The organism is Demequina sp. (assembly GCF_047975725.1).
Lineage (GTDB): Bacteria > Actinomycetota > Actinomycetes > Actinomycetales > Demequinaceae > Demequina.
The window spans coordinates 138,636-165,413 of the sequence record NZ_JBKEED010000020.1 but is presented as its reverse complement, the minus strand read 5'-3'; the positions used below and the strand labels follow the sequence as shown (position 1 = coordinate 165,413).

General features: G+C 68.1%; 28 protein-coding genes and 1 tRNA gene. 7 read left to right on the top strand and 22 right to left on the bottom strand.

Going from position 1 to position 26,778, the window contains the following annotated elements; all coding sequences use genetic code 11:
* Nucleotides 1–16: 16 nt before the first annotated feature.
* Both ACK5NO_RS07070 and ACK5NO_RS07065 read left to right on the top strand, forming a co-directional pair.
* Nucleotides 17–1,126 (top strand): ABC transporter substrate-binding protein, encoded by a 1,110-nt coding sequence (locus tag ACK5NO_RS07070; protein ID WP_416811953.1) that lies wholly within the window; start codon nt 17–19, stop codon nt 1,124–1,126.
* Between the two features lie 85 nt (nt 1,127–1,211).
* Entirely contained in the window at nt 1,212–2,051 is an 840-nt protein-coding gene (locus ACK5NO_RS07065) for a siderophore-interacting protein (RefSeq protein WP_416811952.1), read from the top strand.
* Nucleotides 2,052–2,201: 150 nt separating this feature from the next.
* Here the strand turns inward: ACK5NO_RS07065 and ACK5NO_RS07060 are convergent, their stop codons facing one another.
* The gene (locus tag ACK5NO_RS07060) at nt 2,202–3,560 is read right to left on the bottom strand and encodes a PhoH family protein (protein WP_416812010.1); all 1,359 of its coding nucleotides are present in this window, start codon (nt 3,558–3,560) and stop codon (nt 2,202–2,204) included.
* A 206-nt stretch (nt 3,561–3,766) separates the two neighbouring features.
* The gene (locus tag ACK5NO_RS07055) at nt 3,767–4,531 is read right to left on the bottom strand and encodes an isoprenyl transferase (protein WP_416811951.1); all 765 of its coding nucleotides are present in this window, start codon (nt 4,529–4,531) and stop codon (nt 3,767–3,769) included.
* A 73-nt stretch (nt 4,532–4,604) separates the two neighbouring features.
* Here ACK5NO_RS07055 and trhA point away from each other — a divergent pair, with 73 nt between their 5' ends.
* Complete coding sequence (trhA, locus tag ACK5NO_RS07050) at nt 4,605–5,261, top strand: PAQR family membrane homeostasis protein TrhA (protein WP_416811950.1); 657 nt, start codon at nt 4,605–4,607, stop codon at nt 5,259–5,261.
* Between the two features lie 48 nt (nt 5,262–5,309).
* On the opposite strand, the gene ACK5NO_RS07045 is transcribed toward trhA, so the two are convergent.
* Nucleotides 5,310–5,528 carry a hypothetical protein gene (locus ACK5NO_RS07045; protein ID WP_416811949.1) on the bottom strand — a complete coding sequence of 73 codons (219 nt, stop codon included), beginning with the start codon at nt 5,526–5,528 and terminating at the stop codon, nt 5,310–5,312.
* Nucleotides 5,529–5,563: 35 nt separating this feature from the next.
* Between ACK5NO_RS07045 and ACK5NO_RS07040 the strand changes: the two genes are divergently transcribed.
* The gene (locus ACK5NO_RS07040) at nt 5,564–5,959 is read left to right on the top strand and encodes a DUF4307 domain-containing protein (RefSeq protein ID WP_416811948.1); all 396 of its coding nucleotides are present in this window, start codon (nt 5,564–5,566) and stop codon (nt 5,957–5,959) included.
* A gap of 70 nt (nt 5,960–6,029) precedes the next feature.
* A complete protein-coding gene (gene greA / locus ACK5NO_RS07035) occupies nt 6,030–6,512 on the top strand; it encodes a transcription elongation factor GreA (RefSeq protein ID WP_416811947.1) in 483 nt (160 codons plus the stop codon).
* Nucleotides 6,513–6,592: 80 nt separating this feature from the next.
* Here the strand turns inward: greA and rlmC are convergent, their stop codons facing one another.
* Both rlmC and ACK5NO_RS07025 read right to left on the bottom strand, forming a co-directional pair.
* Nucleotides 6,593–7,738: a 23S rRNA (uracil(747)-C(5))-methyltransferase RlmC gene (rlmC, locus tag ACK5NO_RS07030; protein WP_416811946.1), complete on the bottom strand. Its 1,146-nt coding sequence runs from the start codon at nt 7,736–7,738 to the stop codon at nt 6,593–6,595.
* A gap of 8 nt (nt 7,739–7,746) precedes the next feature.
* Nucleotides 7,747–9,081, bottom strand: coding sequence for an AI-2E family transporter (locus ACK5NO_RS07025; RefSeq protein ID WP_416811945.1), 1,335 nt, complete (start codon nt 9,079–9,081; stop codon nt 7,747–7,749).
* A 104-nt stretch (nt 9,082–9,185) separates the two neighbouring features.
* Between ACK5NO_RS07025 and msrA the strand changes: the two genes are divergently transcribed.
* Entirely contained in the window at nt 9,186–9,842 is a 657-nt protein-coding gene (gene msrA, locus ACK5NO_RS07020; protein WP_416811944.1) for a peptide-methionine (S)-S-oxide reductase MsrA, read from the top strand.
* Between the two features lie 128 nt (nt 9,843–9,970).
* Here the strand turns inward: msrA and ACK5NO_RS07015 are convergent, their stop codons facing one another.
* Both ACK5NO_RS07015 and ACK5NO_RS07010 read right to left on the bottom strand, forming a co-directional pair.
* Entirely contained in the window at nt 9,971–10,957 is a 987-nt protein-coding gene (locus ACK5NO_RS07015; protein WP_416811943.1) for an acetylxylan esterase, read from the bottom strand.
* A 30-nt stretch (nt 10,958–10,987) separates the two neighbouring features.
* Nucleotides 10,988–11,800 carry a Bax inhibitor-1/YccA family membrane protein gene (locus ACK5NO_RS07010; RefSeq protein ID WP_416811942.1) on the bottom strand — a complete coding sequence of 271 codons (813 nt, stop codon included), beginning with the start codon at nt 11,798–11,800 and terminating at the stop codon, nt 10,988–10,990.
* 186 nt (nt 11,801–11,986) lie between these two features.
* On the opposite strand from ACK5NO_RS07010, the gene ACK5NO_RS07005 reads away from it, so the two are divergent.
* Nucleotides 11,987–13,144: a TIGR04053 family radical SAM/SPASM domain-containing protein gene (locus ACK5NO_RS07005; protein ID WP_416811941.1), complete on the top strand. Its 1,158-nt coding sequence runs from the start codon at nt 11,987–11,989 to the stop codon at nt 13,142–13,144.
* Between the two features lie 174 nt (nt 13,145–13,318).
* On the opposite strand, the gene ACK5NO_RS07000 is transcribed toward ACK5NO_RS07005, so the two are convergent.
* The 15 genes from ACK5NO_RS07000 to ACK5NO_RS06930 form a co-directional block, all read right to left on the bottom strand.
* Nucleotides 13,319–13,687 carry a DUF1048 domain-containing protein gene (locus tag ACK5NO_RS07000; RefSeq protein ID WP_416812009.1) on the bottom strand — a complete coding sequence of 123 codons (369 nt, stop codon included), beginning with the start codon at nt 13,685–13,687 and terminating at the stop codon, nt 13,319–13,321.
* A complete protein-coding gene (locus ACK5NO_RS06995) occupies nt 13,684–14,013 on the bottom strand; it encodes a PadR family transcriptional regulator (protein ID WP_416811940.1) in 330 nt (109 codons plus the stop codon). Before ACK5NO_RS06995 ends, ACK5NO_RS07000 begins: the two co-directional genes overlap by 4 nt.
* Before the next feature lie 149 nt (nt 14,014–14,162).
* Nucleotides 14,163–14,702 carry a YaeQ family protein gene (locus ACK5NO_RS06990; RefSeq protein ID WP_416811939.1) on the bottom strand — a complete coding sequence of 180 codons (540 nt, stop codon included), beginning with the start codon at nt 14,700–14,702 and terminating at the stop codon, nt 14,163–14,165.
* 34 nt (nt 14,703–14,736) lie between these two features.
* Nucleotides 14,737–14,810: transfer RNA gene (locus ACK5NO_RS06985), tRNA-Leu, on the bottom strand.
* A 78-nt stretch (nt 14,811–14,888) separates the two neighbouring features.
* Nucleotides 14,889–15,845 carry an exopolyphosphatase gene (locus ACK5NO_RS06980; protein WP_416811938.1) on the bottom strand — a complete coding sequence of 319 codons (957 nt, stop codon included), beginning with the start codon at nt 15,843–15,845 and terminating at the stop codon, nt 14,889–14,891.
* Nucleotides 15,845–16,390 (bottom strand): DUF501 domain-containing protein, encoded by a 546-nt coding sequence (locus ACK5NO_RS06975; protein ID WP_416811937.1) that lies wholly within the window; start codon nt 16,388–16,390, stop codon nt 15,845–15,847. The genes ACK5NO_RS06980 and ACK5NO_RS06975 overlap by 1 nt, the downstream gene beginning before the upstream one ends.
* Nucleotides 16,391–16,416: 26 nt before the next feature.
* A complete protein-coding gene (locus ACK5NO_RS06970) occupies nt 16,417–17,073 on the bottom strand; it encodes a septum formation initiator family protein (RefSeq protein WP_416811936.1) in 657 nt (218 codons plus the stop codon).
* A gap of 354 nt (nt 17,074–17,427) precedes the next feature.
* Nucleotides 17,428–18,708, bottom strand: a complete 1,281-nt coding sequence (gene eno / locus ACK5NO_RS06965; protein WP_416811935.1) for a phosphopyruvate hydratase — start codon at nt 18,706–18,708, stop codon at nt 17,428–17,430.
* 65 nt (nt 18,709–18,773) lie between these two features.
* Nucleotides 18,774–19,445 (bottom strand): MazG family protein, encoded by a 672-nt coding sequence (locus ACK5NO_RS06960; RefSeq protein ID WP_416811934.1) that lies wholly within the window; start codon nt 19,443–19,445, stop codon nt 18,774–18,776.
* On the bottom strand, nt 19,438–20,058 hold the full coding sequence (locus ACK5NO_RS06955) for a hypothetical protein (RefSeq protein WP_416811933.1): 621 nt from the start codon (nt 20,056–20,058) through the stop codon (nt 19,438–19,440). Before ACK5NO_RS06955 ends, ACK5NO_RS06960 begins: the two co-directional genes overlap by 8 nt.
* A gap of 5 nt (nt 20,059–20,063) precedes the next feature.
* Nucleotides 20,064–23,543, bottom strand: a complete 3,480-nt coding sequence (mfd, locus tag ACK5NO_RS06950) for a transcription-repair coupling factor (protein ID WP_416811932.1) — start codon at nt 23,541–23,543, stop codon at nt 20,064–20,066.
* 48 nt (nt 23,544–23,591) lie between these two features.
* Nucleotides 23,592–24,299 carry a hypothetical protein gene (locus tag ACK5NO_RS06945; RefSeq protein ID WP_416811931.1) on the bottom strand — a complete coding sequence of 236 codons (708 nt, stop codon included), beginning with the start codon at nt 24,297–24,299 and terminating at the stop codon, nt 23,592–23,594.
* Complete coding sequence (locus tag ACK5NO_RS06940; protein WP_416811930.1) at nt 24,281–25,516, bottom strand: hypothetical protein; 1,236 nt, start codon at nt 25,514–25,516, stop codon at nt 24,281–24,283. The genes ACK5NO_RS06945 and ACK5NO_RS06940 overlap by 19 nt, the downstream gene beginning before the upstream one ends.
* Complete coding sequence (locus tag ACK5NO_RS06935; protein ID WP_416811929.1) at nt 25,509–26,252, bottom strand: ABC transporter ATP-binding protein; 744 nt, start codon at nt 26,250–26,252, stop codon at nt 25,509–25,511. The genes ACK5NO_RS06940 and ACK5NO_RS06935 overlap by 8 nt, the downstream gene beginning before the upstream one ends.
* Nucleotides 26,252–26,638: a hypothetical protein gene (locus ACK5NO_RS06930; protein WP_416811928.1), complete on the bottom strand. Its 387-nt coding sequence runs from the start codon at nt 26,636–26,638 to the stop codon at nt 26,252–26,254. The genes ACK5NO_RS06935 and ACK5NO_RS06930 overlap by 1 nt, the downstream gene beginning before the upstream one ends.
* Nucleotides 26,639–26,778 lie beyond the last annotated feature (140 nt).

Below are 26,778 nucleotides of genomic sequence, written 5' to 3'. Positions count from 1 at the left end.
TAAAGAAGGAATCCCCATGCACTCCACCAAGCGCACCGTCGCAGGCACCTCGGCCGCTGTCGCCGCCGCGCTCCTGCTCGCCGCGTGCTCCGCTGACACCGGCGAGGCAGAGAACACCGACGAGCCCACCACGGCCCCCACCACCACCGCGACGGACGACGGCGCGACGACCGGCGCGTTCCCGGTGACCCTCGACACCGCCATGGGTGAGGTCACCGTGGACGCCGAGCCGCAGCGCGTCGTGACGCTCGGCTCGCACGAGCACGAGTACCTGTACGCGCTCGGCGTCGCCCCCGTGGCCGTGCCCGTGTCGTGGCAGGGCTACGACAACGGCACCGGCCCGTGGGCCGACGAGGACCGCATCGCCGCAGGCGCGGAGCCCGAGCTCTTCGAGCCCGGCACCACCACCTACGACGCCGAGGCGATCGCGGCCTTCGAGCCCGACCTCATTGTGGCCACCTACCCCAACCACACCATGACGCAGGAAGAGTACGACCTGCTGTCCGGCATCGCCCCCGTCGTGACCCGTCCGGCCACCGACTCGGCCGGTGCCGAGACCGTCGAGTGGGGCGTGACCCTGGCAGACGAGCTCACTCTCCTCGCGCAGGCGACCGGCACCACCGACAAGGCCGAGGAGATCATCACCGAGATCGACGAGGCCTACGCCGCCGTGCGCGAGGCACACCCCGAGTGGGAGGGCCTGAGCTCGCAGGTGGGCGGCTTCTACGAGGGCCAGGCCTTCGTCTACGCCGCCTCAGACACCCGTAACCAGTTCCTCGCCAACCTGGGCCTCGACGTGGCCGCGGTGGAAGGCACCGAGGCTGCATGGCTCCAGATCAGCGCCGAGCAGCTCGACGTCCTTGGCGAGCTCGACTCGGTCGTGTGGCAGGTTGCCACGACGCCCGACGCTCGCGGCCAGCTTGAGGCGCTGTCGCTGTTCCCGTCGCTCAAGGCCACCGAGGTCGGCGGCAACCTGTGGCTGTCTGACTCGGTCCTCGAGGGCGCCTTCTTCGCGAACTCCCCCTCGTCGATCCTGTACTCGATCGACGCGTTCGTGCCCATGCTCGAGCAGGCGCTCGACGGCGACCCCGCTACCGAGATCGTCGAGTTCTCCTCGGCGAGCTAACGCTCCGGTGAGGGCCGATGCGCGGGCAACTGCCGTATCGGCCCTCACCACCCGCTTCACCCATCCCCGATTCCTGGAGAACACCATGACCGACTCCTACGTGGTTCACGTCACCGCGAGCGAGCAGCTCAGCCCCCACCTGCGCCGCGTGACCCTCGGCGGTGACGCCCTGCGCACCTGGGAAACCACGGGCAAGCCCGACGAGTTTGTGCACGTCCACATCCCTGGCGAGAACCCCGCCGAGGGCTGGGAGGACGACCACGACATCGCGCGCCATTACACGATCCGCCGCTGGAACCCCGAGGTTCCGAGCCTGGAGATCGATGTCGTGACGCACGGTCACGGACGGGGCGCCTCGTGGGCCCGGGACGCCAAGGTGGGCGATGTGTGCGCCGTGTCGACCGCGCACGGGTACTACGGCACCCCCGAGGGATCGACGCACCGACTGCTCGTCGCCGACGCGACTGGGCTGCCTGCCGTCGCCCGAATTCTTGAGGAGGCCTCTCCCGAGGAGACCTTCGACGTCCTCATCGAGCTCATCTCGACCGACGACGAGATTGCGCTGCCCTCGCCCGCCACCGTCAATGTTGAGTGGCGCGTGTCGGGCAATGGCCGCGGCCCCTCGGCCCTGGTGAGCTGCATGCGCTCCATGCCGGTGCCGTCGCATGACACGTACGTGTGGGTGGCCGGCGAGTCCGCCGAGTCGCGCCGCGCGCGCACCTTCATCCGTTCCGAGTGGACGCGCCACCACAGCCTTTACCGGATTGTGGGCTACTGGCACGTCGATGCCGAGGAGCAGATGCGCAAGTGGGACGCCCTGTCCGACGAGCAGAAGGCCCGCTACATGGAGATCTGGGACGAGTCCCGCCCGGACGAGGTCAACTGGCTCGAGCTCGAGCCTTACCTCCAGGAGCTGGGCCTCTAACCCCTCCTTCCCGTCAAATGGATCCATTTTCTCGGGCGGGGACGCACAATCTCCCGTCAAATGGATCCATTTTCTCGGGTGGGGACGCACAGGGCCGATGCGGTGGTGACCACCGCATCGGCCCTGTGCTGTCTGAGGCGCCGGGTTGGGCTACAGGTCGAGCCTTTCGAGCATGTCCGTCACGAGCGCTGCGACGGCCGAGCGCTCGGAGCGTTCAAGCGTGACGTGCGCGAACAGCGGATGCCCCTTGAGAGCCTCGATGACCGCGGCGATGCCGTCGTGCCGTCCCACCCGCAGGTTGTCGCGCTGCGCGACATCGTGGGTGAGGATCACGCGGGAGTCCTGGCCGATACGGCTGAGCATCGTCAGCAGCACGTTGCGTTCGAGCGACTGGGCCTCGTCGACAATCACGAACGCGTCGTGGAGTGAACGCCCGCGAATGTGGGTCAACGGCAGCACCTCGAGCATGCCGCGCGCCATGACCTCCTCGACTACCTCGGAAGACACCATCGCGCCCAGGGTGTCGAACACGGCCTGAGCCCAGGGGTTCATCTTCTCGGACTCGTTGCCCGGCAGGTAGCCCAGGTCCTGGCCGCCCACCGCATAGAGCGGCCGGAACACCATGATCTTCTTGTGCTGGCGGCGCTCCATGACGGCCTCGAGCCCCGCGCACAGCGCGAGCGCCGACTTGCCGGTTCCGGCTCGCCCACCCATCGACACGATGCCCACGGTCTCGTCGAGCAGCAGGTCGATCGCGATGCGCTGCTCGGCGCTACGGCCGTGGACGCCAAACACCTCCTGGTCTCCACGCACCAGTCGGATCTGGCCGTCGTCCGTGACCCGGCCGAGCGCCCCGCCACGCGGCGAGTGAATGACCAGGCCAGTGTGCACGGGGAGCGTCGCGACGTCCTCACCACAGTCGGCCGCCGCAGGGGCGCCAATGCGCTCCGACTCATACAGGCCCGACATCTGCTCATCCGTGAGTTGAATCTCGCGCATGCCGGTCCAGCCGGAGTCGACCGCGAGCTCGGCCCGATACTCCTCCGCCTCGATGCCGAGAGCGGAAGCCTTCACGCGCATCGGCAGGTCTTTGGACACCACCGTGACGGCGAGCCCCTCGGCCTTGAGATTCGCGGCCACCGCAAGGATGCGGGTGTCGTTGTCCCCCAGCCGGAAGCCGCTGGGCAGCACGTCCTGATCCGTGTGGTTGAGCTCGACGCGCACCGTACCGCCCGCCTCGTTGGCGGGAACCGGCTCGTCGAGCTTGCCGTACTTGACGCGGAACTCGTCGAGCGTGCGCAGCGCCGAACGGGCAAAGTACCCCAGCTCAGGGTGATGGCGCTTGGCCTCGAGTTCCGTGATGACGACGACGGGCAGCACCACCGCATGTTCGGCGAACCGTTTGAGTGCCCTCGGGTCGGACAGCAGCACCGACGTGTCGAGCACGAACGTGCGCAACTCGGTCGCCGTCGCGGCGTTGGTGGAGGGGGTGGTGTCGGGCTGAGTGATACTCACAGGGGCTCCCCGCGGTTGGGCCGCAGGGCGCGAACGCCCTACGGCGTTCGGTTCAGACCGGGACCAAGGTGGTCCGGAATCGGATAGGTACCACGAGGCCGACGCTACGCCCGGGTCCTCGCGGGGCCCGCAGACACGCCGGGCGTCACGTGTTCGTCACATGGGGCTCGGTACGGCCCTGACTGACGAGTCGACCAAGCTCAGCGCCCGTGCCGACGCTCCCGCTGCGAGAAGGCGCGCAGCGCGCGCAGAAAGTCCACGTGCCGAAAGTCGGGCCAGTACGCGTCGCAGAAGTAGAACTCCGAATGCGCCGACTGCCACATCAGGAACCCAGACAGCCGCTGCTCCCCCGAGGTCCGAATCACCAGATCGGGGTCGGGCTGGCCCTTGGTGTACAGGTGCTCGGCGATGTGCTCCACCGAGAAGGTGTCGGCCATGTCCTCGACCGTCTTGCCCTCGGCGGCACCGGTACGCAGGAAGGCTCGCACCGCATCGGCGATCTCGTGACGTCCGCCGTAGCCCACCGCGATGTTGACGTGCAGGCCTTTCACGTCGGCGGTGCGCGCGACTGCGGCGGTCAGCCGTGCGGCGGCCTCGGAAGGCAACAGATCAATCGCGCCCACGTGCTGCAGGTGCCAGCGGCCGTCGTCGGCGAGAGATTCGACTGCGTCGCAGATGATGCCCAGCAGCGCGTCAAGTTCTGCGGCATCACGCGAGAGGTTGTCGGTCGACAGCATCCACAGCGTCACCACCTGGACGCCGGCCTCGGACGACCACCCGAGCACTTCTGAAATCTTGTCAGCACCACGCCGATGGCCGTGCGCAGCCGAGGCCCCAGAGGCCTTGGCCCACCGACGGTTGCCGTCGAGGATCACCGCGATATGGCAGGGAACCTCGCCCTGCTCGCGAAGGGTGCGAGCCAACTGCCGCTCATAGGGTCCGTACAGCAGACTCCGCAGTCCCATCGGTGTCCTTTCTGGTCCTGACACGCTGGTGCCCACGGTACTCCGGCCTCGTAACCTACGGTAACGTAGGTTCATGGCCGAGAACCTCCCCGTGCCCGGTAAGCCGCTCATGCGCGGTTGGCTGCACCTCGGAGCAGCCCCGCTCGCACTCATCGCCGGAATGGTCCTCGTGGTGTTCGCTCCCACGCTGGCCGGCCGCATCTCGACGGCAATCTTCACGCTGACCGCCGTCATGCTCTTTGGCACCTCAGCGGTCTACCATCGCGGCGACTGGTCGGATCGAACCAAGGCCGTCCTGCGCCGCATGGATCACGCCAACATCTTCCTCATCATCGCGGGCACCTACACACCACTGACAGTGCTGCTCCTGGACGGCACCACACGCATCACGGTGCTCATCATCGTGTGGTCGGGCGCCCTCATCGGCCTGCTGCTGCGCATCTTCTGGCTGGGCGCCCCGCGTTGGCTCTACGTGCCGCTGTACGTTGCGCTTGGATGGGTCGCGATGGGCTACATCGTGCCGTTCTACGAGGCAGGCGGCGCAGCAGTCGTCACGCTCATCATCGTCGGCGGCCTGTCGTACACCGTGGGCGCAGTCTTCTACGGCACCAAATGGCCGCGTGGGTCGGAGCGCTACTTTGGGTTCCACGAGATCTTCCACGCGCTGACGATCCTGGGCTTCCTGTGCCACTACATCGCGATCGCGCTGGTGGTGTTCCAGGCCCAGTAGGGCCGATGCGCGGGCAACTCCCGCACCAGCGCTCAGTAGCGCACGGGTTCAGGAATGCTGGGGCGCCTCGGGCTCGGCCGGCGATGCCGGAGTCGGCGCGGCCTGTGCGAGTGTCGATGGCGCGGCGGTGTCGGCCGGCGGGTGGGTGCGGACCTTGCGCAGGTGCTTGGTGAGCGAGCGGGACAACAGCACCGCTCCGACCACGAGCACGAATGTCGCCACAAAGGCGAGGAAGCCTGGGCCTCCCGTGAACTCCAGCACGCGCACCTCTCCATTCCCTAGGTGCTCTATCCTGCCTCATGATGAGCACACCACACGACCTCCCCGAGCTCGAGCCCAGCGGCGCGCGGCCGCGTCTCAGCGCGCGTGGGTGGACGCTCGTCGGCATCGGCCTGGCCGTACTGACGGCGGTGACCGTCTGGGTGGGGCTCGCCGTCTCCAGCCAGCCGGTGCGCTGGCGCGACGTGGGTTACGACGTGGTCTCCCCCACCGAGACCACGGTCACCTTTGACGTCTTCCTCTACACCGATGCCCCTGCGTACTGCCACGTACACGCCATGAATGTCCAGTACGCCGAGGTGGGCGTGGCGGAGGTCGAGATCGACCCGGCCGCCGGGGCAGAGCAGCGCATCACGGTGCCCATCGCGACCGTCGAAGAGGCGAACACCGCGCTCGTCCGCGGGTGCGGAACTCGGTAATTCACCAGGGACTTTTGCTTCCTGAGCCCTCCTGGTAGCCTGGCCTATTCTGTCCAGCAAGGAGAGACACGTGACCGAGACCACCAGTACCTGGCTGACCCAGGACGCTTTCGACCGCCTGCAGAAGGAGTACGACCACCTCGTGGGTGAGGGTCGTGCTGCGATCGCCAAGGAGATCGACGAGCGCCGCCAGGAGGGCGACCTCAAGGAGAACGGCGGCTACCACGCCGCCCGCGAGGAGCAGGCCAAGCAAGAGGCCCGCATCCTTCAGCTGCGCCACATTCTGCAGACCGCCACGGTCGGCGAGGCCGAGCACTCCGATGAGGTGCAGTCAGGAACCGTCGTGACCGCCCAGGTCGCCGGCCGCGAGATGAAGTTCCTCGTCGGTTCGCGCGAGGTCGTGGGCTCGACCGACCTCGACGTGTTCAGCGCGCAGTCTCCTCTGGGAGCGGCCGTGCTCGGCAAGTCGGTGGGAGACGAGAGCAGCTACACGGCACCCAACGGCAACGAGATCACCGTGAAGGTGATCGCCGTGGAGCCTTTCACCGGCTAACACCCCAACGCTCAAGCGAGCGGGGCCGGATCCTGGTGGATCCGGCCCCGCTCGCTATCTGGCGTGCCCGCATGCGCTCGTCAGGGTCGGGTGAGCACCACCGCGACTTCGCCGTGGCCTGTGTGCGGGAACATGTCGAACAGCCGCGCCTGCTCGGCGCGGTAGTTCGGCATCCACCCCAGGTCGCGCGCAAGCGTGTCAGGATTGCAGCTCGAATAGACGATGGTGCGCGCGCCGCTGGCGTCGAGCCAGCGGCTCAGCGACTCACCCAAGCCACGCCTGGGTGGGTTGACGACGATGCCCTCTGGCGCATCGGCCCTGCTCGAAGCCCAGCCGACGGCATCGCCTGTGATGAACTCGACGTCGGCCATGGCCTGGTCACCCTCGGCGAGCCGCTCGTCGCGGGTGCGTTGCGCCGAAACGATCGCCTGCTCGCTCACTTCGACGCCTGTGACCGCGCGACCAGGGGCGGCCGCGTGGAGCGCAAAGCCACCCACCCCGCAGTAGAGGTCCCACAACGAGGCCGGGCGCGCGTTGGCAATCCACGCTGACGCCTGGCGGTACAACGCCGCCGCGACGTCCGTGTTGGTCTGGAAGAAGCTCTGCGGGCGCAGGTGCAAGTCAAAGCCGTTGACGCTCATCGTGAGGGTCTCGCGCTCGGTGAGCACGATCTCCCGCTCACCCTCGACCACGGCTTTGTGCTCGGCAAGCACGTTGAGCGAAGCGACGGCCAGCGTCGGTAACTGGTCTTGTAGCCACGGGAGGTGCTTGCGGATCCGCGCGAGAGCCTCGGTTGACCGCATGACCCACCGGACCATGAGGGCACCGTCGGGGGCGACGGACACGAGCACGTTCTTGAGTTCGCCGGTCCTCCGTGGCACGGAGTAGGGCTCAAGCTTGGCGACCGTGACGAACTCGGCGAGCACGGGGAACGCCTGCGCGAGAGCGGCCGGGTAGAGCGGACAGTCGCGCAGGTCCTGCCCCGTGCCGTCGGCGGCGAGAATGCCGATCGTGGGCGCGTCGACCGTGCCAGCGATCACCATCTTGGCCTTGGTACGGAAGCCCTGCTCGGCACTAGCACGTGCCGGGAGCCACGTCAGGTCCGGTGCGAGCGGTGCAAGCAAGCCGGCCACGCGCTCCTGCTTATGCGCGATCTGGTCCGGGTAGGGTGTCTCGATGACGGTGCACGATGCGCACAGCCCGGCGGCGAAGTACTCGCACCTCATGCGGTCGTTCAGGAGTCGGGGTCGCGCACGTCACGCGGCTTGCGCGTCACGATCTGCTCGCTGTGGGTCTCGGTCTCGGGCGCCTCATCGGCGGTGGCGACCGGAGCCTGCGTGGTACCGGCGCCACGCACCGTGATCTCCCCCGTACGCGACATGCGTTGGCGCGCACGACGGATCGCTTCGCGCGATCGTTCGGCGATGACAGGCACTTGTGACGTGATCGGCGGATCTTCTTCGTCACCGGGCCGGTACTCCTCGCGCAGACCCCGGATGAAGGCGTAGCCGGTAGCCAGGATCGGCACAGCGATGACCGCGCCCACCAGGCCCAGCATGAGCGTGCCTGCCGACACCGTCAGCAGGATCACGAGCGGGTGGATCGACGCCGCCTTGCCAAACAGCCAGGGGTACAGCACGTTGCCCTCGAGTTGCTGCACCAACAGGACCGCCGCGAGCATCCACAGCGCCGAGGTCAGTCCGCCGTCCACCAGCGCCACGAGCGTGGCGATCGCGCCCGACAGGGTCGCACCAAACAGCGGGATAAAGGAGAACAGGAACACCAAGATCGCGAGCGGGAAGGCCAGCGGCACGCCGATGATGGCCGCCGCGACGCCGATGCCGACGGCGTCGACGAACGCCACAAAGACGGTGGTCTGCGTGTAGCGGCGCAGCGTGTTCCAGCCGTGCAACCCGGCCCGGTCGAGCCGGTCCGTGTTTTCTACCGGCATGATGCCGATGATCCACAGCCACATGGTGCGGCCGTCACGCAAGAAGAAGAACAGGCCAATGAGCGCGATCAGGGTGCCGGCGAACAGGCCGCCCACGGTCGAGCCGACGCTCAAGGCGCCGCTCGCGAGGCCCCAGGCGTTGTCCTCGACGGTGGCGCGGACGTTCTCGATGTACTGGTCGATCTGCTCCTGGCTCATGTGGATGGGCCCGGAGACCAGCCACTCAATAAAAGTGTCGAAACCCTCGACCGCAGCCTCTTGCAGGTCGCCAAAGCCCGAGACAATCGACGTGGACGCGCCGGTCAGCAGGCCCACCACCAGGAACACCAGGCCCAGCACCGAGACGGCGGCCCCGATCCCCCTCTTGATGTGCCAACCCTCCATGCGCGCCACCAGGCGTTCCATGGGTGCGGCGATGATCAGCGCGACAATAATGGGCACCGTGAGGGCGGCAAGGCTCGTAAACGACCGGAAGGCCGCGATCGCAATGATGCCGACCACGATCAGCCGCCATGAATAGGCGGCGGCGACCCGCAGCACGACGGGCACCCGGTCGACGATGTCGGCGGTCTCGCGGGGACGTGCCGGGGGCCGCTCAGTCGGCTCTTCTGCCTGCATAGGGTGGAGCCTAACGCCACCGAGTCGCGCACCCGCGACAAAGCACCGAATCCCCGGAACAACCGGGGGCCGCGCGGCGTTCGACCCCGGTGAGAGGAGCAACGATGCTGGGACTGAGCAAGACGACGATGGTGACCAAGGACAAGGCCCTGCCGGGCCGCGAGGCTCCCATGATGGTGACCGATCGTCACATGGTGTTGGGCACGTCCCTGACCGAGCCGTGGCCCGAGGGGTACCGCACACTGTTCGTGGGGATGGGTTGCTTCTGGGGCGCCGAGCGTATCTTCTGGCAGATCCCCGGGGTTCACTCAACCTCGGTGGGCTACATGGGTGGCTGGACGCCCAACCCCACGTACCAGGAGACCTGCACCGCGCAGACGGGGCATGCCGAGATCGTCCAGGTGGTCTACGACCCCGCGCAGGTGACGCTCGAGACGCTGTTCGCCGCCTTCTGGGACAACCACGACCCGACGACCCCCAACCGTCAGGGCAACGACGTCGGCACCCAATACCGCAGCGCGATCTTCACCACGACGGACGAGCAACTCGCCGCGGCCGAGTCCTCTCGTGACCGCTACCAGGCGCAGCTCACTGAGCGCGGCTACGACGCCATCACCACGCAGATCGTGCCCGCGTCGCAGGCGGGCGACGGGCGCTTCTACTACGCCGAGGACTACCACCAGCAGTACCTGTACAAGAACCCGGGCGGCTACTGCAACCACGGCTTCTGCCAGGTGAGTTACGCCCCTCAGCCGGCCTAACCCCCTCCCCCTTCCCGTCAAATGGATCCATTTTCTTGGAGAAGGGTGGGTGACAGCAGGCATGCAGCCGGGCCGATGCGCGGGCAACCAGCGCATCGGCCCTGCTACTTGCGTACGGGTCGGGTGGGTCAGGCCGTGACGGCCGCGACGAACTCAAGCTGGCGCATCTGCTGATGCGCCTGGCCGCCCTCGTGACCGTTGTAGCCGTAGACCTCGATGGTCTTGGACACGTCGCCCGCAGCGTGATCGCCGTACCAGTTGAACGCGGCGAAGCACGTGGAGGGCGGGCACACGGCATCCATCAACGCGGCCGACATCAGCAGGGGCGCGTGCGCCCGCTTGGCGTGGTTGACGCCATCGAAGTACTGGAGCGTCGACAGCAGCGACTCGCGCGGCTGTCGCGTGGTCTTGAGATAGATCACGAGCTCCTGATACGGGAACTCGTCGGTCAGGTCGATGGCGCGGTCAAAGTGGCACAGGAACGGCACCTCGGCGATGCAGCCAGCGAGGTCTGGCACCAACCCCGCGACGGCGAGCGAGACTCCGCCGCCCTGTGAGGTGCCGGAGAACACCACGCGAGTCTCGTCGACCTCGGGCAGCGAGCGCGCCGCATCGACGCCGCGCACCGCATCGGTGAACAGGCGGCGGTAGTAGTACGTCTCCGGGCTCTCGATGCCACGGGTCATCATGCCCGGCACCGTCGGGCCCGCCCCCACGGGGTCCCACGTGGCCGCGCCGTTTCCCCATCCCAGTCCCTGTCCACGGCTGTCGACGAACAGGTGCGCGTAGCCCGCGGTGGGCCACAGGATGCGCTCGATGGGCAGTCCGCGACCGCCGCCGTAGCCGTTGATTTCGACGACGCAGGGCAGCGGCCCCTCGGCCCCACGAGGGAGCACGAGCCATGCACGGATGGGGTGGCCGCCAAAGCCGGGGAACGTGACATCTTCGACCGTGACCTGCGCGAGCTCGACGGGGCCGGGTTCGCGGCGCACCTCCATGGGCACGTCGCGCGACTCGGCGAGGGTGGCCGCCCAGAAGTCGTCAAAGTCAGCCGGGTCGGCAACCTCGGGCCGGTACTGGCGCAACTGCGCCTCGGGCAGGTCGAACTTCGCCATCGTGGCTCGTGCGATCTCTCGGGTGGACGACTAGTCGCGGCCTTGCAGGATCGCGATGATCCGCAGGAACTCGACGTATAGCCACACGAGGGTCACGACGATGCCGAACGCGGCCTTCCAGTCGTAGTGCTGGGGCAGTCCGGCGCGCACGCCGTTCTCGACAAAGTCAAAGTCGCCGATCAGCGAGATGCAGCCCAGGATGACGGCAAAGGCACCAATGATGACGCCCAGCGGGATACCCGCGATGTCTGCCTCCGTGCGCAGGCCCCACGCGGAGCCAGTGGCGCCGAAGATCATCAGACCAAGGTTGACCAGCGAGAACAGCGCGTAGGAGATCAGGCCGATCATGAGGAACTTCTGCATCTTGGGCGTGTAGCGCACCCGACCGGACTTGTAGAGCCACAGGCACACCGCGAAGGTGCAGGCGGTCGCCAGCAGTGCCTGCAGCGCGGCTCCGGGGACGTTGAAAGCCGTCTCCACATAGATCGACAGCGAACCCAGGAAGTAACCCTCGATCGCCGCGTACACCAGGGCCAGCGCGGGCGGCGTGACCTTCTTGAAGGCCAGCACAAGACCCAGCACCATGCCAGCAATCGCGGAGACCACGAGTCCGGCGTAGGAGAAGAACATGTAGCCGGGGACCGCCATGATGAAGGCCAGGATCACCATGCCGGTGGTCTTGGAGATCACGCCCTCGTAGCTCATGAGGCCGCGATCTGCTGCCCCTGCGGAGGGCATCTCAAACTGCTGGCGCAGGTCGTCCGCCGTCACGGGGTTGCCGTTGACGTCGATGGTCTTGCCTGGCTTGAAGGCGCTGTCAGAGCTGAAAACGGGGCTCGCCACGGAGGTCCTCCTCGACTGGGATGGGCTTCGCCCAGCATACATTTGGGCCTCGCCAGGGCGTTATCCCCCGTGCGAATGACCTTCACGATCCGCAGCGACCAGGGACCACGGACCAGGGACCAAAGTCCGCCCCCATCCGCTGAGCGATTCGTATGGTGGCCGCCTACGTGCGCGCGAGGAGGTCGCATGGACGACACGCGGAGACGGACCCGGCCCATCCGCCAGTTGCACCACGACATGAATGACCGACCGTTCATCGTCATTTGGGAGGTCACGCGCGCGTGCGCGCTCGCCTGCCGCCATTGCCGCGCTGACGCGATCCGCGCCCGCAACCCGCGCGAACTCGACACCGAGGCCGGCAAGCGCCTGCTCGACAACATCGCCTCCTTCGGCACGCCGCGGCCGCTCGTGGTGTTCACCGGCGGGGATCCGTTCGAGCGGCCCGACCTCGCCGACCTCACCGCCTACGGCACCTCGCTGGGCCTGAGCGTGTCCTTGTCGCCTTCGGTCACACCGCGCCTGACGGCCGACGCGCTCACGCAGTTGCGCGAGGCCGGCGCCAAGGCGGTCTCCATCTCCCTCGATGGAGCGCATGCGGCCACACACGATAACTTCCGCGGTGTGCCAGGGGTCTTCGACGACACGTTGCTCGCCCTCGATGCCGTGCGGGATGCGGGCATGCGCCTGCAGGTCAACACCACGGTGACCGCCGGCAACGTGCTCGAATTGCCGCTGATCCTGAGCCGCATGCTCGACGCCAAGGTCTCCCTGTGGAGCGTGTTCTTCCTGGTACCCGTCGGGCGAGGCCAGGAACTCCAGGCTCTGTCAGCGACGGACGAGGAGGACGTGCTGCACTGGCTGCACGAGGTCTCGACGCTCGTCCCCGTCAAGGCGACCGAGGCCGCGCACTATCGGCGGCTCGCGCTCCAGCGCGCCCGCTCCGAGGATCTTGACGGCGACTTCCCTCCCGGCCCGCTGCGACGGCAACTGTGCGCCGCCACGGAGCGTCTTCTCACCGGCAAGGAGGTCGCGCATAGGCCCGCCCGAGCGCCCATGGACGTGGGTTCGGCGCGCGGCTTCGCGTTCATCGACCACGTGGGCGACGTGTACCCGAGCGGGTTCCTCCCGTGGGTTGCTGGCTCCGTGCGCGAGCGCCCCTTCACCGAGATTTACCGCGACTCCGAGGTTTTCACCACCCTGAGGGACCCTGACGCCCTGGGGGGCCGATGCGGTCAGTGTGAGTTCCGTACGGTGTGCGGCGGCTCGCGCTCGCAGGCCTACGCTCGCACGGGCGACGTCCTGTCAGAGGACCCCACGTGCGCGTGGGTGCCGGCGACGACCTAGCTCGCCGTGAGTGGGTGCGACGGGCTCACTCGTCCCGTCACCGCGCTGGCCTCCCGCACCAGTGCCGGCCGCTGGCCCACCGCCACGCCTGCGACCGAGGCGACCCCCGCATCGGCCCTCAGTAACGTGGCGAGGACCTGGCGGGGCCCCGCACCGCGATCGCGGGGGCAGAAATCACGACGCCTCGCGCGGGGCGACCTTGTCGATCGCCTTGAGGAGACGCTGGCGCTCCTTGTCGATCCATTGGCGGCCGCCATAGGCGCGAGCGAAGTCCTCAGCGAAGGCCACGGGGTCGTCGCCCACGATGTCGCGCACCGGGGTGGCGTCGACTGCGGCTCGCTCCCAGAAGTCGGCAAGGTCGGCGAACATCTCCACCATGACGGTGCCCTCGACCACGCCGCCGTGGTACATGAGGTAGCGGTTGAGGGCGGCGGCGGCGGTCGCGTAGGGCTCGGGCAGGGCCTCCAGTCGGGCCTTGGCCTGCCGGTACTGCTTCTTCTGCTCGAGTGGGCCGGTGACCTTCTCGATCCACGACATGGTCAGTTCCCTTCTTGGTGGAGACTGCTCAGGCGTTGGGCCAGGAAGCTCCACGTCTTCCAGAACTCGTCGAGATACTCGCGGCCCGCCGCATTGAGGGTGTAGACCTTGCGCGGCGGCCCCTTCTCCGAGGGGACCTTCTCCACGTCGACGAGAGACTTGGTCTCGAGGCGGACGAGCAGCGCGTAGACGGTGCCCTCCGCGATGTCGGCGAAGCCCTGCTCGCGCAGGCGCGCCGTGATCTCGTAGCCGTACGCCGGGCTGGACGCGAGCAGCGCCAGGACGATGCCCTCGAGGGTTCCCTTGAGCATCTCCGTCATCTGCTTGCCCATGCGGCGCCTCCAAGTACCTAGCGTTATTGACTACCAGTAGATAGTAACACTGACTAGCGGAGACGGCGCGGCCCGTCTCCCAGTGGGACATGAGTGCAACAAAACTGCCGAATGTGACGCTCATGTCCCACTGGGACGCACCAGCAGCGTCAGGCGAGCGTGCGCGAGTGCACGTCGCTATCGAGCGCCGTGCCGTTGAGCTCCAGATAGAGGTGCCCGTCGGTCACGGAGATGGTGAGCGCGTTGCGCCGCTCCACAAGCGCAGCCGCGGGCTCGACCAGGCCCTCATCGAAGTGCACCAGCGAGATCCGTTCCCGCTCATGGATGCGCTTGCCGTCCCAGCTCGCCAACAACTTGTCGGGGTCGCGGTGCGTGTAGATGGCGGTGCGCTCGGCGGCGCGGCTTCCGCGGTGCAGGCGCTCGGCGTCCGGCGCGCCCACCTCGATCCAGGCCGTGATGCGGCCGGTGAGGTCACGCACCAGCACCGCAGGCTCGTCGGCGGTGAAGATGCCCTCAGAGAATTCGATGCCCTCGGCGTGCTCGAGGCAGTACGCGAGCACCCGCGTCACCATGAAAGCAGCGGTCTCAGAAGGGTGACGTGCGACGCGCAACGAAAAGTCCTCGTAGATACCGCGATCGACATCAGCGAGGGTGATCTCAAAGGTGTGAACAGTCGCGCCGGCAGCCATGATGCTCCAGCCTAGGGCGCGCCGAGCGCCGCAGTGCCCCCGGCGGGACTCGAACCCGCACTGAACCGATTTTAAGTCGGCTGCCTCTGCCGATTGGGCTACGGGGGCGCGGCACCATCCTTGCGCATCTGCACTCCCGAGCGTGACAGCACAGGGCCGATGCGGTTGCCGGGTGGCGCTTGCTCGCTACAGACGCTCGGCGGCCGAGAAGGCGATGCCGTCGAGGATGTCGTGCTCGCTCGTGACGGTCGTGTCGAGCTCTCCTCCCGCAGCGGCGACGTCCGCGCGCACGCGCTCCATCACCTCGCGCCACACGAGCGCGCCGGCTCCGATGACGTCGACGCGGCCAGGGTGCATGAAGGGCATCGCGGCCCGTTCCTCACGCGAAGCGCCGAGCAGCCGCGCACACGCCTCAGCGGCGTCGTCGATCGACACGGTCGCACCGTTGATCGCGTCGCGGTCATAGCGAGGAAGGCCCAAGGCCGTCGCCGTCACCGTCGTGATCGAACCAGCGAGACCCACCAGGGTGCGTGCCTGGGCGAGCGGCACGATGGCCGCTGCCTCATCGAGCGCCGCACGCACATCGGCCTGCGCCGCCTGAACCTGCTCGAGCGTGGGCGGGTCGGAGGCGAGATGACGCTCGGTCATGCGCACGCAGCCCACGTCCATCGAGTGCGCCGCGTCGGGCACCTGCGAACCCAATACCAGCTCCGTCGAGCCGCCGCCCAGGTCGACCACCAAGTAGGGGCCGGGGCACGTGGGGTCGAGGGCCGAAAGGGCACCGCGGAAGCTGAGCAGCGCCTCCTCAGTTCCGGAGATCACCTCGGGCGCGACGCCCAGCCGCTCGCGCACGCCGCCGATGAAGACCTCACGGTTGCGGGCGTCCCTGGTCGCGGAGGTCGCCACAAAGCGGATGGCCTCGACGCCATGCTCGCGGCACTGGGCCGCGTAGTCGTCGGTGGCGGCGAACGTGCGCTCCAGCGCCTCCGCGGCAAACTCGCCGGTGCGGTCCACGCCCTGACCCAGGCGCACCACGGTCATCTGGCGCACCACGTCGGAGAGGCTGCCGGCGGCGACGTCGACATCAGCGATGAGCAGGCGGATCGAGTTGGTCCCGCAGTCGATGGCGGCTACGCGGGGCATCAGGCCTCCTGGGTGAACGCGTCGGGATCGGCGGCATCGGTGGCCACCGCGGGGCAGGTGCAACGGTCAGGGCGCCAGTGGCCACGGATCATCTCGAGCGCGTCGTCACCCAGCGGGTTCACGCCCGGCCCCGCCGCCAGCGAATGGCCCACGAGCACGTGAAGGCACTTGACACGGTCGGGCATTCCACCGGCGGAGATGCCGTGGATCTCCGGCACGTCCTCAAGGGCGTAACGCTCGCTGAGGTACGTCTCGTGGGCGCGCGCGTACTGGGCGGCGGTCTCGGGCTCCTCGGCCAGGCGCGCGGTGAGGTCCCTCATCACGCCCCGAGCCTCAAGCGTCGAGACGGCAGCCACAGCCTCCGGGTGCGTCAGGTAGTACTGCGTGGGGAAGGGGGTGCCGTCGGGCAGGCGAGGTGCCGTGTGCACCACCGTGGGCTTACCGCACACGCAGCGAGCGGCGATCGCCACCACGCCGCGGGGCTCGCGCCCCAATTGGGAGGCGAGCACCAGCAGGTCAGAGTCAGTCGCGGGAGTGTCCGTCACGTGCCGAAGTCTACGTTTCTTGGAACCTAGGCACCCGCATCGGCGGTGCTGTCGGCGCCCTCAGCGGCAGGCGCGGTCGCCTCGCCGGAATCCACGACGGAGCCCCACAGGCGGTCGTACCAGGTCGCTCCTGTGAGGGCCTCGGGGTCACGCTCGGCAGCAGGCGAACCCTCGGCGTGCCCCGTGACCGTCTCGGGGTCGATCACCCGGAATGGCGTCTCCCCTGGCAGCACGTACGCGAGCCGCTCGCGCGCCTGCGCGACCACATATGCCGGGTCATCCCAACGGGCGACGTTGGCTTCGAGGTCCTCGACCTCGGCGCGCGCATCGGCCGCTTCAGTGCGCAGCGACTCGAGCATGGCTTCCTGGTCCATGTAGGCCCTGACGGAGGGCGCCACCAAAGCGAACGCGAGGCCAACCACCACGAGCAGGACCGCGGAGCGCCACGTCACCATCGCCGTCCACGAGCCCTTGGGTCGTGACGGGTCGATGCGCGGAACGTCCTCTCGTGCGGCACGCGAAGCCCCGCTGGGGCCACCCGGGCGGCTCTGCGGCTTGGCGATGGGTCCAGTCGTCGGGCCCTTGCGCACCGGCTTGGCAGCGGTGCGGGGGCGCACATCGGGGCGCCGCGCGGCCCGGGGCGGGCTCTGGCGCGGCGCACCGGGACGGTTGGGCGCACTCACGGGGTCGATTCTCTCAAGCCTTGGGGCCGACGGGAGCAGGCGCGCGCTGGGAGTGGTGGGTTCGCTCGCGAAAGCCCTCATCGGCGCGCAGGGCGCACGCGCCTGCCGAATGTGGGCGAGGTCTACGCGAACCAGGTTCCAGGGTGGGGCCGGGGGGCGGGTGCGGGGGTGGGGCCGGGGGGCGGGTGCGGGGGTGGGGCCGGGGGGCGGGTGCGGGGTGGGGTTCGGCGGGGGTGGGGTGCGGGGTGGGGTTCGGCGGGGGTGGGGTGCGGGGGGCGGTGGCATGGCCGCACCCCGGACAGCACTGCGGCCGCGACCGCCCCGAAGGGCAGCCGCGGCCGCGGTGATGAAGCCTTACGCCGAGTAGCGGCGCGGGAAGGCGGACTTGCCGGCGTACTTCGCGGCGTCGTCGAGCTCCTCCTCGATGCGCAGCAGCTGGTTGTACTTCGCGATGCGCTCGCCACGGGCGGGGGCACCGGTCTTGATCTGGCCGGTGTTGAGGGCCACGACCAGGTCGGCGATGGTGACGTCCTCGGTCTCACCCGAACGGTGCGAGACCATCGAGGTGAAGCCAGCGGCGGTGGCCATCGACACGGCGTCGATGGTCTCGGTCAGGGTGCCGATCTGGTTGAGCTTCACGAGCAGGGCGTTGGCAGCCTTCTCCTCGATACCGCGCTTGAGGCGGGTGGGGTTGGTGACGAACAGGTCGTCGCCGACGATCTGCGTGGTGTCGCCAATGGTCTCCACCAGGTGCGACCAGTCGGCCCACTCGTCCTCGGACAGCGGGTCCTCGATCGACACGAGCGGGTAGTCGGCGACCAGCTGCTCGTAGTAGGCGGTCATCTCGGCGCCGGACTTGGCGGCACCCTCGAACTGGTACGCGCCGTCCTTGAAGAACTCGGTGGCGGCAACGTCGAGCGCAAGCGCGACGTCCTCACCGGGGGTGAAGCCAGCCTTCTCGATGGCGACCAGGATCAGGTCCAGGGCCGCACGGTTCGACTCGAGGTTGGGGGCGAAGCCGCCCTCGTCGCCCAGGCCGGTGGCCAGGCCGCGCTCCTTGAGCACGGACTTGAGGGCGTGGTAGACCTCGGCGCCGTAGCGGTAGGCCTCACGGAAGGTGGGGGCGCCCACGGGGGCGATCATGAACTCCTGGATGTCGACGTTGGAGTCAGCGTGCGATCCACCGTTGAGGATGTTCATCATGGGAACGGGCAGCAGGTGCGCGTTCGGGCCACCGATGTACTTGAAGAGGGCGAGGTCGGCGCTGTCAGCGGCGGCCTTGGCCACGGCGAGCGAGACACCGAGGATGGCGTTCGCGCCCAGCTTGCCCTTGTTGTCGGTGCCGTCGAGTGCGAGCATCGTCTGGTCGATGATGCGCTGCTCGGTGGCGTCGAGGCCCACGATCTCGGGGGCGATGTCGTCGATGACCGCGTCCACGGCCTGCTCGACGCCCTTGCCCAGGTAGCGCGAGCCGCCGTCACGGCGCTCCACTGCCTCGAACGCTCCGGTGGAGGCACCGGAGGGAACTGCGGCGCGTGCGAACGTGCCGTCCTCAAGCGCGACCTCGACCTCGACGGTCGGGTTGCCGCGCGAGTCAAGAATCTCGCGTGCGCCAATAGCCTCAATGCTGGCCATGATGCTCCTTCGTTGTATGGATAGGGGTTTCTTTGGACAGTCTAGGAGGGCGCTACCGGGCTCGCTCAGCGACCGAGGTCCCGGGTGGGTGAACCCTCGGTGACGGGTTCGCTACCAGCCGATGCGCTCTCGGCTTCTCGCGCCGCACTCTCGTAGGCGCGGGTTGCCTCCCGCAGCGCGGCTTCCGCGTCCACGCCTTCGGCCTGGGCGCGCGCCACGAGCGCGAACAGTTGCTGGCCTAGCCCCACGCCGGCCTCGTCTCGCACCTCAAGCCCCGCGCGGCTTGCCCGCGAGATCACCTTTTGAGCGCGCGCGAGGGCGGGCTGAGCCACCGGGATGCCGTCCATGACGGACTCCCGCGCCTTGGTCTCCTTCTTGATGCGCTCCCAGCGCGCGTGCAGGTCCTCAAGCGAGCCTGCCTCGACCTCACCGAACACGTGGGGGTGGCGCTCGACGAGCTTGTCGGCGATGCCGTGGGCGATGTCGTTGAGGTCGAAGGGTGCGTCGGGGTGCTCCTGCGCGACCCGGGCGTGGAAGACCACCTGGAGCAACACGTCACCGAGTTCCTCGCGCAGGTCGGTGCGGTCGCCGGATTCGATGGCCTCAAGGAGTTCGTAGGTCTCTTCGAGGGCGTAGGGGGCAAGGCTGGCGTGGGTCTGGTCCGCGTCCCACGGGCAACCACCCGGGGACCGCAGGCGATCCATCACCTGGACGAGTCGTGAGACTCCGTCACTCACTGGCGATCCAGGCCACGTCCTCGTCGTACAGGCCCGGCGCTCCGGCGAACAGGAGGAACCAGTAGGTCTCCCCCGCCGAGGCGGCGTTGGTCGCGATGGTCGCGACCTGGGACAGCAGCTCGATGTAGCCGTCGGCCTCGAACGAGCCGGCACGGGTGTCCGTCACAGCGTCGGCCTCGACGTCCTGGGCGACAGCGGTGATGGCCGACAGGTCCGTGGGCAGCACCGTGAACGCGGCGACCAGCAGGCTGCCCTCCATCACGTCGATGAGCTCCTCGCTGGGCTCACCCGTCTCACCCTTTTCCTCCATCAGCATCTCGGCGTACAAGCGTGCGTCGGAACGGGTGTAGTCGAAGCCGATCTGGTCGGTGGCGGCCGCAAGCGGCTCGCGCAGCAACTCGAGCGAGATGATCTCGCGGCGCGAGATCTCCCGGTCCGTCGCGAACGTCCACGCGTCCGCGAGCGCGTCGACCTCTTGGTTGGTGAGGACCATGTCACCACGTTCGGCGGCGATGTTGGCGGCGACGGGCTGGCCGGGAACGGCACAACCGGTCAGCATCACGGCGGAGCCCGCGAGGGCACCCAGCAGGTAGCGGCGACGAGGCACAGACATGTCGCTCATCCTACTGGCGCGACGGAGGTCGCCAGGATGACCTGCCTGACCCAGTCGAGCACCTCGGGACCCTCGACCGGCTTGCCCCCAACCCTGGCCGTCATGGGCGCGGGAACCAGCACCTGTCGCACCGCCGGCTTGATGAGTGTGCCGGGGTACAGGCGGGTGATGCGCATGGCCGCGGAGTCGGGCAACTCAAGCGGGCTGAAGCGCACGTAGCGGCCCTGAGCGACCACGTCGGTGATGCCGGTCTCGCGTACCTCAAGCCGCAGGCGCGCCACAGCCATGAGGTGCTCGACGGGCTCGGGGAGGTTGCCGTAGCGGTCGCGAAGTTCCTCGACGATAGCGTCAAGAGTGGCGCCGTCCGCCGCATCGGCGATCTTGCGATACGCCTCGAGCCGCAGCCGCTCGTGCTCGATGTACTCCGTGGGGATGTGCGCCTCTATGGGCAGGTCGATCGTCATGGGCGCACGCTCCTCGCCGCCCTCGCCGCGGAAGCCGGCGACGGCCTCGCCGACCATGCGGATGTACAGGTCGAAGCCCACGCCCTCGATGTGGCCGGACTGCTCCGAGCCGAGCAGGTTGCCGGCGCCGCGAATCTCGAGGTCCTTCATGGCGACCGCCATGCCGGCACCCAGGTCGGTGTTGGCCGCGATGGTCTGCAGGCGGTCGTGCGCTGTCTCCGTCATGGTGCGGTCCGGCGGGTACAGGAAGTACGCGTAGGCCCGCTCGCGGGCGCGGCCCACCCGCCCGCGCAGCTGGTGCAACTGGCTGAGCCCGAACTTGTCCGCGCGCTCCACGATCAGGGTGTTGGCGTTGGAGATGTCCAGGCCGGTCTCGACAATCGTGGTGCACACTAGGACGTCGTAGCGGCGCTCGTAGTAGTCGACGATCACCTGTTCGAGCTGCTTCTCGCTCATCTGGCCGTGCGCGACCGCGATGCGCGCCTCCGGCACCAGTTCGCCGAGCTTGCGAGCCGCAGACGTGATGGTCTTGACCGAGTTGTGAATGTAGAACACCTGGCCGTCACGCATGAGCTCGCGACGAATCGCGGCGGCCACCTGCGGGTTCTCCTGCGGACCCACGTAGGTGAGGATCGGGTGGCGCTCCTCGGGAGGCGTGGCAAGGGTCGACATCTCGCGGATGCCGGTGACCGCCATCTCGAGCGTGCGCGGGATCGGCGTAGCGGACATGGCCAGCACGTCCACGTCGGTGCGCATGGCCTTGAGCGTCTCCTTGTGTTCGACGCCAAAGCGCTGCTCCTCGTCGATGATGATCAGGCCCAGCCGCTTGAAGCGCACCTGGCCCGTCACCAGGCGGTGGGTGCCGATCACCAGGTCGATGGTGCCGTCTGCGAGGCCCTCGATGACTTCCTTGGCTTCCTTGTCGGTCTGGAAGCGCGACAGGGACGCGACCTTGACGGGGAACTGCGCGAAGCGCTCGGAGAAGGTGTCCGTGTGCTGCTTGACCAGCAGCGTCGTGGGGCACAGGATCGCGACCTGCGCACCGTCCTGGATCGCTTTGAAGGCCGCGCGCACCGCAATCTCGGTCTTGCCAAAGCCGACGTCGCCACAGATGAGGCGGTCCATCGGGACGCCCTTCTCCATGTCCGCCTTGACCTCGTCGATGGTGGACAGCTGGTCGGGGGTCTCGACGAAGGCGAAGGCCTCTTCGAGTTCACGCTGCCACGGGGTGTCGGGGCCAAACTCGCGGCCCTTGGACGCCATGCGCGCGCTGTACAGGCGGATCAGTTCTGCGGCGATCTCCTTGACCGCCTTGCGGGCCTTGCCCTTGGTCTTGGCCCAGTCCGAGCCACCCATCTTGTTGACGCTCGGCGCCTCACCACCCACGTACTTGGTGACCAGGTCGAGCTGATCGGTGGGCACCGACAGTCGGTCCGCTGGCCCGCCTCGCTTGGAGGGGGCGTACTCAATGACCAGGTACTCGCGTTCAACCCCGCGCACGGTGCGTTTGGTGAGCTCGACAAAGCGGCCCACGCCGTGGCTCTCGTGCACCACAAAGTCGCCGGTACGCAATTGCAACGGGTCGACGGCGTTGCGCCGACGGCTCGGTACCTTGACCTTGGGGCCCGCGGCCGCAGCGGCGCGGCCTGTGAGGTCGGACTCGTTGACCACGAGCACCCGAGCCTCGGGCGCCTGGAACCCCGCTCCAGTCAGGTGCGGGACGATCTCCACGACGCCATCGGCAGGCTCCCACGCCTCGGTCACCCGGGCGGGAATCTCCAGCTCCGCGCACTGCTCGGCGATGCGGTGGGCACTGCCCGTGCCTGCCGCGGTGATGACGACCGTCCAGCCCTCCGCGAGCCGCGTACGAATGGCGCCCAGCGCCGCCTGCAGGCGACCACGGTGGTCCTCGACGTCCGCAAACGGCACGGCCACCGCATCGGCCGTGCCGAAGGGGCCGAGCGTCGACCACAGGACGCCGCGTGCGGCGGCCGACTCCTCGACCTGCTCGAGAGGCAGGAAGGCGCCGTCGACCGGCTCGAGCGGCGCATCGGCTCCCGCGGCGGCGCCCACCCACGCGGCGGCCAGGAACTCCTGGGCGGTACGGTGCAGGTCCTCGGCGCGGCGGGCGAGCCGCTCGGGCTCGATCGCGACCACCCGGGTGCCACGCGGCAGGGAGTCCGTGACGGGGACCAGACCGTCGACGAGCACGGGGATGAGGCTCTCCATGCCCTCGACGGCGACGCCGCTTGCGATGCGCCCCAGGATGTCGGCGGCGGCAGGGATGTCGCCCTGGAGCGAGGCGGCGCGGTGCTTGATGTCGTCGGTGATCAGCATTTCGCGGCACGGGGGCGCCCACAGGTGGTCGACCTCGGCGAGCGAGCGCTGGTCGGCGACCGAGAAGGACCGCAGCGAGTCCACCTCATCGCCAAAGAACTCGATGCGCACGGGGTGCGGGTCGGTGGGCGCGAAGACGTCGACGATCCCGCCGCGCACCGCAAATTCTCCGCGCCGCTCGACCATGTCCACGCGGCTGTAGGCAGCGTTTGCGAGGGCCTGCGTCAGTTCCGTGAGGTCGTGAATCTCGCCCTTGTGGATCGCCACGGGCGCGAGGTCGGCGAGCCCAGGGATGACGGGCTGCAGGATGGCACGCAGCGGCGCGACCACCACGGACAGCGGCGGCAGGCCGGCCTCGCGCTGCACCAGGTCGGGGTGAACCAGGCGGCGCAGCGTCGCGAGGCGTCGCGCGACGGTGTCCGACCTGGGGCTCAGCCGCTCGTGCGGAAGGGTCTCCCACGCGGGCAGCACCGTGACGGTCGCGGGGTCGATGAAGGAGCCGAGCGCGGCGGCGAAGGTGTCGGCGTCGCCCGAGGTGGCGGTCACGACCACCACGGGCGCCTGAGCCACGCTTGCCGTCCGCGCGACGAGCGCAGGGGCGGCCGCCGTGGGTGCGACGAGGTGCTCCACGGCGATGACGGGCGCATCCAGGCGCTCGAGCAGCGCGGTCAAGGGTCGGGTCACGGCGCCTCCCGGGCATGCCAAGTGACCGGAATCTCCGGCCCCACCATCCTAAGTGGTGGGGCTGCGAGCCTTCCGCGCCGCGGAACTCACTTCTCGCCGTTGGGCTCTCCGCAGGCTCCCGCCAGGAAGATGATCTCGGTTCGCAGGATCGTACGCGGCGATCATCAGCGACACCCCGAAGACGATCGCCACCAGCCCCGTGCGGCTAGCGCTGCTCTCAGGGTCGATAACCAAGCCAAATGGACTCCACGGGCCCGCGTCCAAGGGCGAGAGCACGCCTGACCCAAAGAGAATCACGACGGGCAGCCAAGAGAAATGCACGCCGAGTGCGGCGCATGCTGCGAGGGCTACGGCGCCGAAGGCAAGGTAGGACCGGGCACCCGCCAAGAAGTCCAAGCTTGGCGTCAGCGCCGCGGCCAAAGCGATGGCGGCCATCAGGGCCGTGGCGGGGATCAGGAACATCAAGCACCGCAACACCACCGACCGCGCTGTCCGGGTCACCACCCTGCCAAGAGAGGGCGTGCAGGCCATGGCCGTTGCCGTGGCCCCCAACGCTCCCACAGCGACACCCCACGGGATTCCTGGCTCGAACACCAGGGGGCCTACGGTGCGGATCACCTCGGTCCGCGCTCCCAGCGCCATGGCAACGCAGAGCGCCGCCAGCACGAGTGCGGGGGCGTGAAGCTGGACGCGCACCAGCACCGTGAATCGACCCCACGCTAGCGAGATCGCTCGCGTCAGAATGCGTGCGTGCATGTGCGGAACTCTGTGATGAGCCTTCCAGCATCTTCAGGGGAAAGTACCTCGTCTGGAGAGGGGGCCGTCGGCGTGCCATACGACTCCGCCAACGCGACCCACGTGTTCACTAACGCCTCAAGATCGTGCCAGTACTGCTCGCTGGGCGGCAGGTCCTGTTGAACCTGGGGACACTGCAGCGGAGACACGAGGTCGGAGGTGATCTGCCGAAGATCCGAGGCTCCTCCTCCCAGCACGTCGGACGACACGTAGAACACGCCCGTGCTCGCGTCTGCGGGCCACCGCACCTGGCTCGCCTCCTCGATCACTTCAGGCACCAACGTGTCGTATCCCGCCTCTCGAGCGGACTCGATCAGCACGATGAGGTGCTCCGCGTAGGAGTCCATGACCCACTCGTGCTCGGGGTAGTAGCACCATGAGACGGTGACGAGGCCACCGCATGTAGTGGGCTCACGCTCCACGGCCATGTACCTCTCCCCGGGTGCCCATGCGCTGGCCATCGCTGCACCGACCATGCCGGCCACCGCCGCTGCGGCCACTGCAGTGACGGGCCACCTTCCATAGGGCCTGGTCGCAACGATGGTGAGCACGCACACGAAGACTGCGAGAGCCACCACCTGCACGGCGAGCCATGCGCCGTCGTAGGCATAGCCGATGCGCGGCACCGTGGCACCACCCGCATAGAAAAGGGAGTAGCTACTTCCGGAGGAGCCCGTGAGAGTCACGACGATGACGGCGGCACACGCCGCGACGATAGGCGCGAGTGCCACCCGCAGATGCGCCCCGCATGCCGTTCCCAGGCCTACGAACCCCACGACCATGAAGCACTGTGCCACCATCGCGAGCAGAGCGGCCCAGGAGAAGCCCGGTGGGAGCCACAGGATGGTGGTCAGGGCGAACATGAGCACCTGGATTGCACCCACGACCGCGGCGTAGGTGCTCCCGACGAGCAGCACAGGTGATCGGGTCACCCGAGTGGGAAACTCTCGCATGCCACGTGTCATCCGTGCCACGTCCATGGCGACCGCACCGGCCACGATCGGACCCACAAGAATGTGACTGATCGCGAACCAGTCGATGGTCCAGACGAGGTCGTGCCGCCAAGGGGCGCCCCGCAAGGTCAGCACCCACGCCTCGATCACGAGGAACAGGCCGCCGCACCACGCCAACCAACCCCGCCGCAGGACGACGGCGGTGAGCGCGCGCCATTCAGTCATGGGTCTCGGGCCGTCTCTCGCTCAGGAGGCGGACGAGTCCACTCTCCAGTGCCTCCGCTGTCGGGCTTTCGCCGTCACACATGCCCGACGGCGGACCCAAATAGACCTGCTCCCCATGGTGGAGCACCAGGAGTCGGTCCGCGATCGCCACCACATCCTCTACGAGATGCGTCGACACCAACACCATGCGCTCGGCACCCAGTTCCCTGATGAGCTCACGGACGCCGCGTCGTTGCATGGGATCGAGACCCACCGTGGGCTCGTCGAGCACGAGCCCTGAGGTCGACCCGATGAGCGACTGCGCTATGCCGAGCCGGCGCACCATACCGCCCGAAAGCTCGCGAACCCGCCGGTGAGCCAGTTCGGTCAAGCCCACGCTTGCGAGCGCCGTGTCGATGGCCCGAGGCTCAATGGGGTCCGCGCGCGTGGATCTGGCCCACGCGACGAATTCGAGGTACTCATGCGCAGTGAAGCGTCCCCACGGAGCGAACTCTTGCGGAAGATAGCCTGCACCACCCTTGGGCGCGCCGAGTCGCCAGTCGACGCTCCCGCCGTCCGGACGGAGGACCCCAACCATGGCACGCATGAGGGTCGTCTTGCCCGCTCCGTTTTCCCCGAGAAGGGCGGTCACGCCATTTTCCAACTCGACGCTCAATGGGCCGAGCGTGAAATGCGCAAACTTATGCGTCAGTTCCTCGAGACGAACCCCGCCTCCGGTGAGAGCGGCCCCGGCCACTAGAAGGTGTCCGCAGCGCTGATGAACTGACCGGAGCAGGGGTCAAACTTGAGGGGCACGTCGATGCAGACCCGCACCCGGGCTCGACCTCGATCTGAACCGGTGTTGGGCTTAGCAGACTTGATCAGGAGTTGCCGACTCGTCGTGCCGTCTGACTTGCCCGTCGCGCGCGGAAGGTCAGCACCCTCGTAGAACGTCGCCGCGCAACTGCCCGAAGCGCCGACTTCGACACCTTTCACTCTGATGGTGAGGCCCATGCCACCGCATGTCCCTGCATTCCATTCGGAGGTGCCGAGAAAGTAGGGAACGTGATCGTCGCCCTGAGAGAACTTGTACTTCGAGTAGTGGTAGAGGCGCAGGCCCGCGTCTCCGTTGTAGATCTTCACGTAACCGTAAGCTTGTCCCGTCGATCCATAGCCGGAGAGGGAGAAGGGCTTGTGAGACTCCCGCCAGTAGCTCGCTGTGTCGTAAGCGTGTGATGCCGTGGAGGTGGCCGCGATGGCACCGAGCACGAGTACGGTAACGA

What these genes read in the sequence shown, in the direction of transcription:
- ACK5NO_RS07070 (WP_416811953.1), top strand. Translation starts at nt 17, where the DNA reads ATGCACTCCACCAAGCGCACCGTCGCAGGCACCTCGGCCGCTGTCGCC.
- ACK5NO_RS07015 (WP_416811943.1), bottom strand. Translation starts at nt 10,957, where the DNA reads ATGGCGAAGTTCGACCTGCCCGAGGCGCAGTTGCGCCAGTACCGGCCC.
- eno (WP_416811935.1), bottom strand. Translation starts at nt 18,708, where the DNA reads ATGGCCAGCATTGAGGCTATTGGCGCACGCGAGATTCTTGACTCGCGC.
- trhA (WP_416811950.1), top strand. Translation starts at nt 4,605, where the DNA reads ATGGCCGAGAACCTCCCCGTGCCCGGTAAGCCGCTCATGCGCGGTTGG.
- msrA (WP_416811944.1), top strand. Translation starts at nt 9,186, where the DNA reads ATGCTGGGACTGAGCAAGACGACGATGGTGACCAAGGACAAGGCCCTG.
- ACK5NO_RS06980 (WP_416811938.1), bottom strand. Translation starts at nt 15,845, where the DNA reads ATGCCCCGCGTAGCCGCCATCGACTGCGGGACCAACTCGATCCGCCTG.
- ACK5NO_RS06940 (WP_416811930.1), bottom strand. Translation starts at nt 25,516, where the DNA reads ATGACTGAATGGCGCGCGCTCACCGCCGTCGTCCTGCGGCGGGGTTGG.
- ACK5NO_RS06990 (WP_416811939.1), bottom strand. Translation starts at nt 14,702, where the DNA reads ATGGCTGCCGGCGCGACTGTTCACACCTTTGAGATCACCCTCGCTGAT.
- ACK5NO_RS06955 (WP_416811933.1), bottom strand. Translation starts at nt 20,058, where the DNA reads ATGTCTGTGCCTCGTCGCCGCTACCTGCTGGGTGCCCTCGCGGGCTCC.
- ACK5NO_RS07025 (WP_416811945.1), bottom strand. Translation starts at nt 9,081, where the DNA reads ATGCAGGCAGAAGAGCCGACTGAGCGGCCCCCGGCACGTCCCCGCGAG.
- ACK5NO_RS07005 (WP_416811941.1), top strand. Translation starts at nt 11,987, where the DNA reads ATGGACGACACGCGGAGACGGACCCGGCCCATCCGCCAGTTGCACCAC.
- ACK5NO_RS07040 (WP_416811948.1), top strand. Translation starts at nt 5,564, where the DNA reads ATGAGCACACCACACGACCTCCCCGAGCTCGAGCCCAGCGGCGCGCGG.
- ACK5NO_RS06995 (WP_416811940.1), bottom strand. Translation starts at nt 14,013, where the DNA reads ATGGGCAAGCAGATGACGGAGATGCTCAAGGGAACCCTCGAGGGCATC.
- ACK5NO_RS07055 (WP_416811951.1), bottom strand. Translation starts at nt 4,531, where the DNA reads ATGGGACTGCGGAGTCTGCTGTACGGACCCTATGAGCGGCAGTTGGCT.
- ACK5NO_RS07065 (WP_416811952.1), top strand. Translation starts at nt 1,212, where the DNA reads ATGACCGACTCCTACGTGGTTCACGTCACCGCGAGCGAGCAGCTCAGC.
- ACK5NO_RS06945 (WP_416811931.1), bottom strand. Translation starts at nt 24,299, where the DNA reads ATGCACGCACGCATTCTGACGCGAGCGATCTCGCTAGCGTGGGGTCGA.
- rlmC (WP_416811946.1), bottom strand. Translation starts at nt 7,738, where the DNA reads ATGAGGTGCGAGTACTTCGCCGCCGGGCTGTGCGCATCGTGCACCGTC.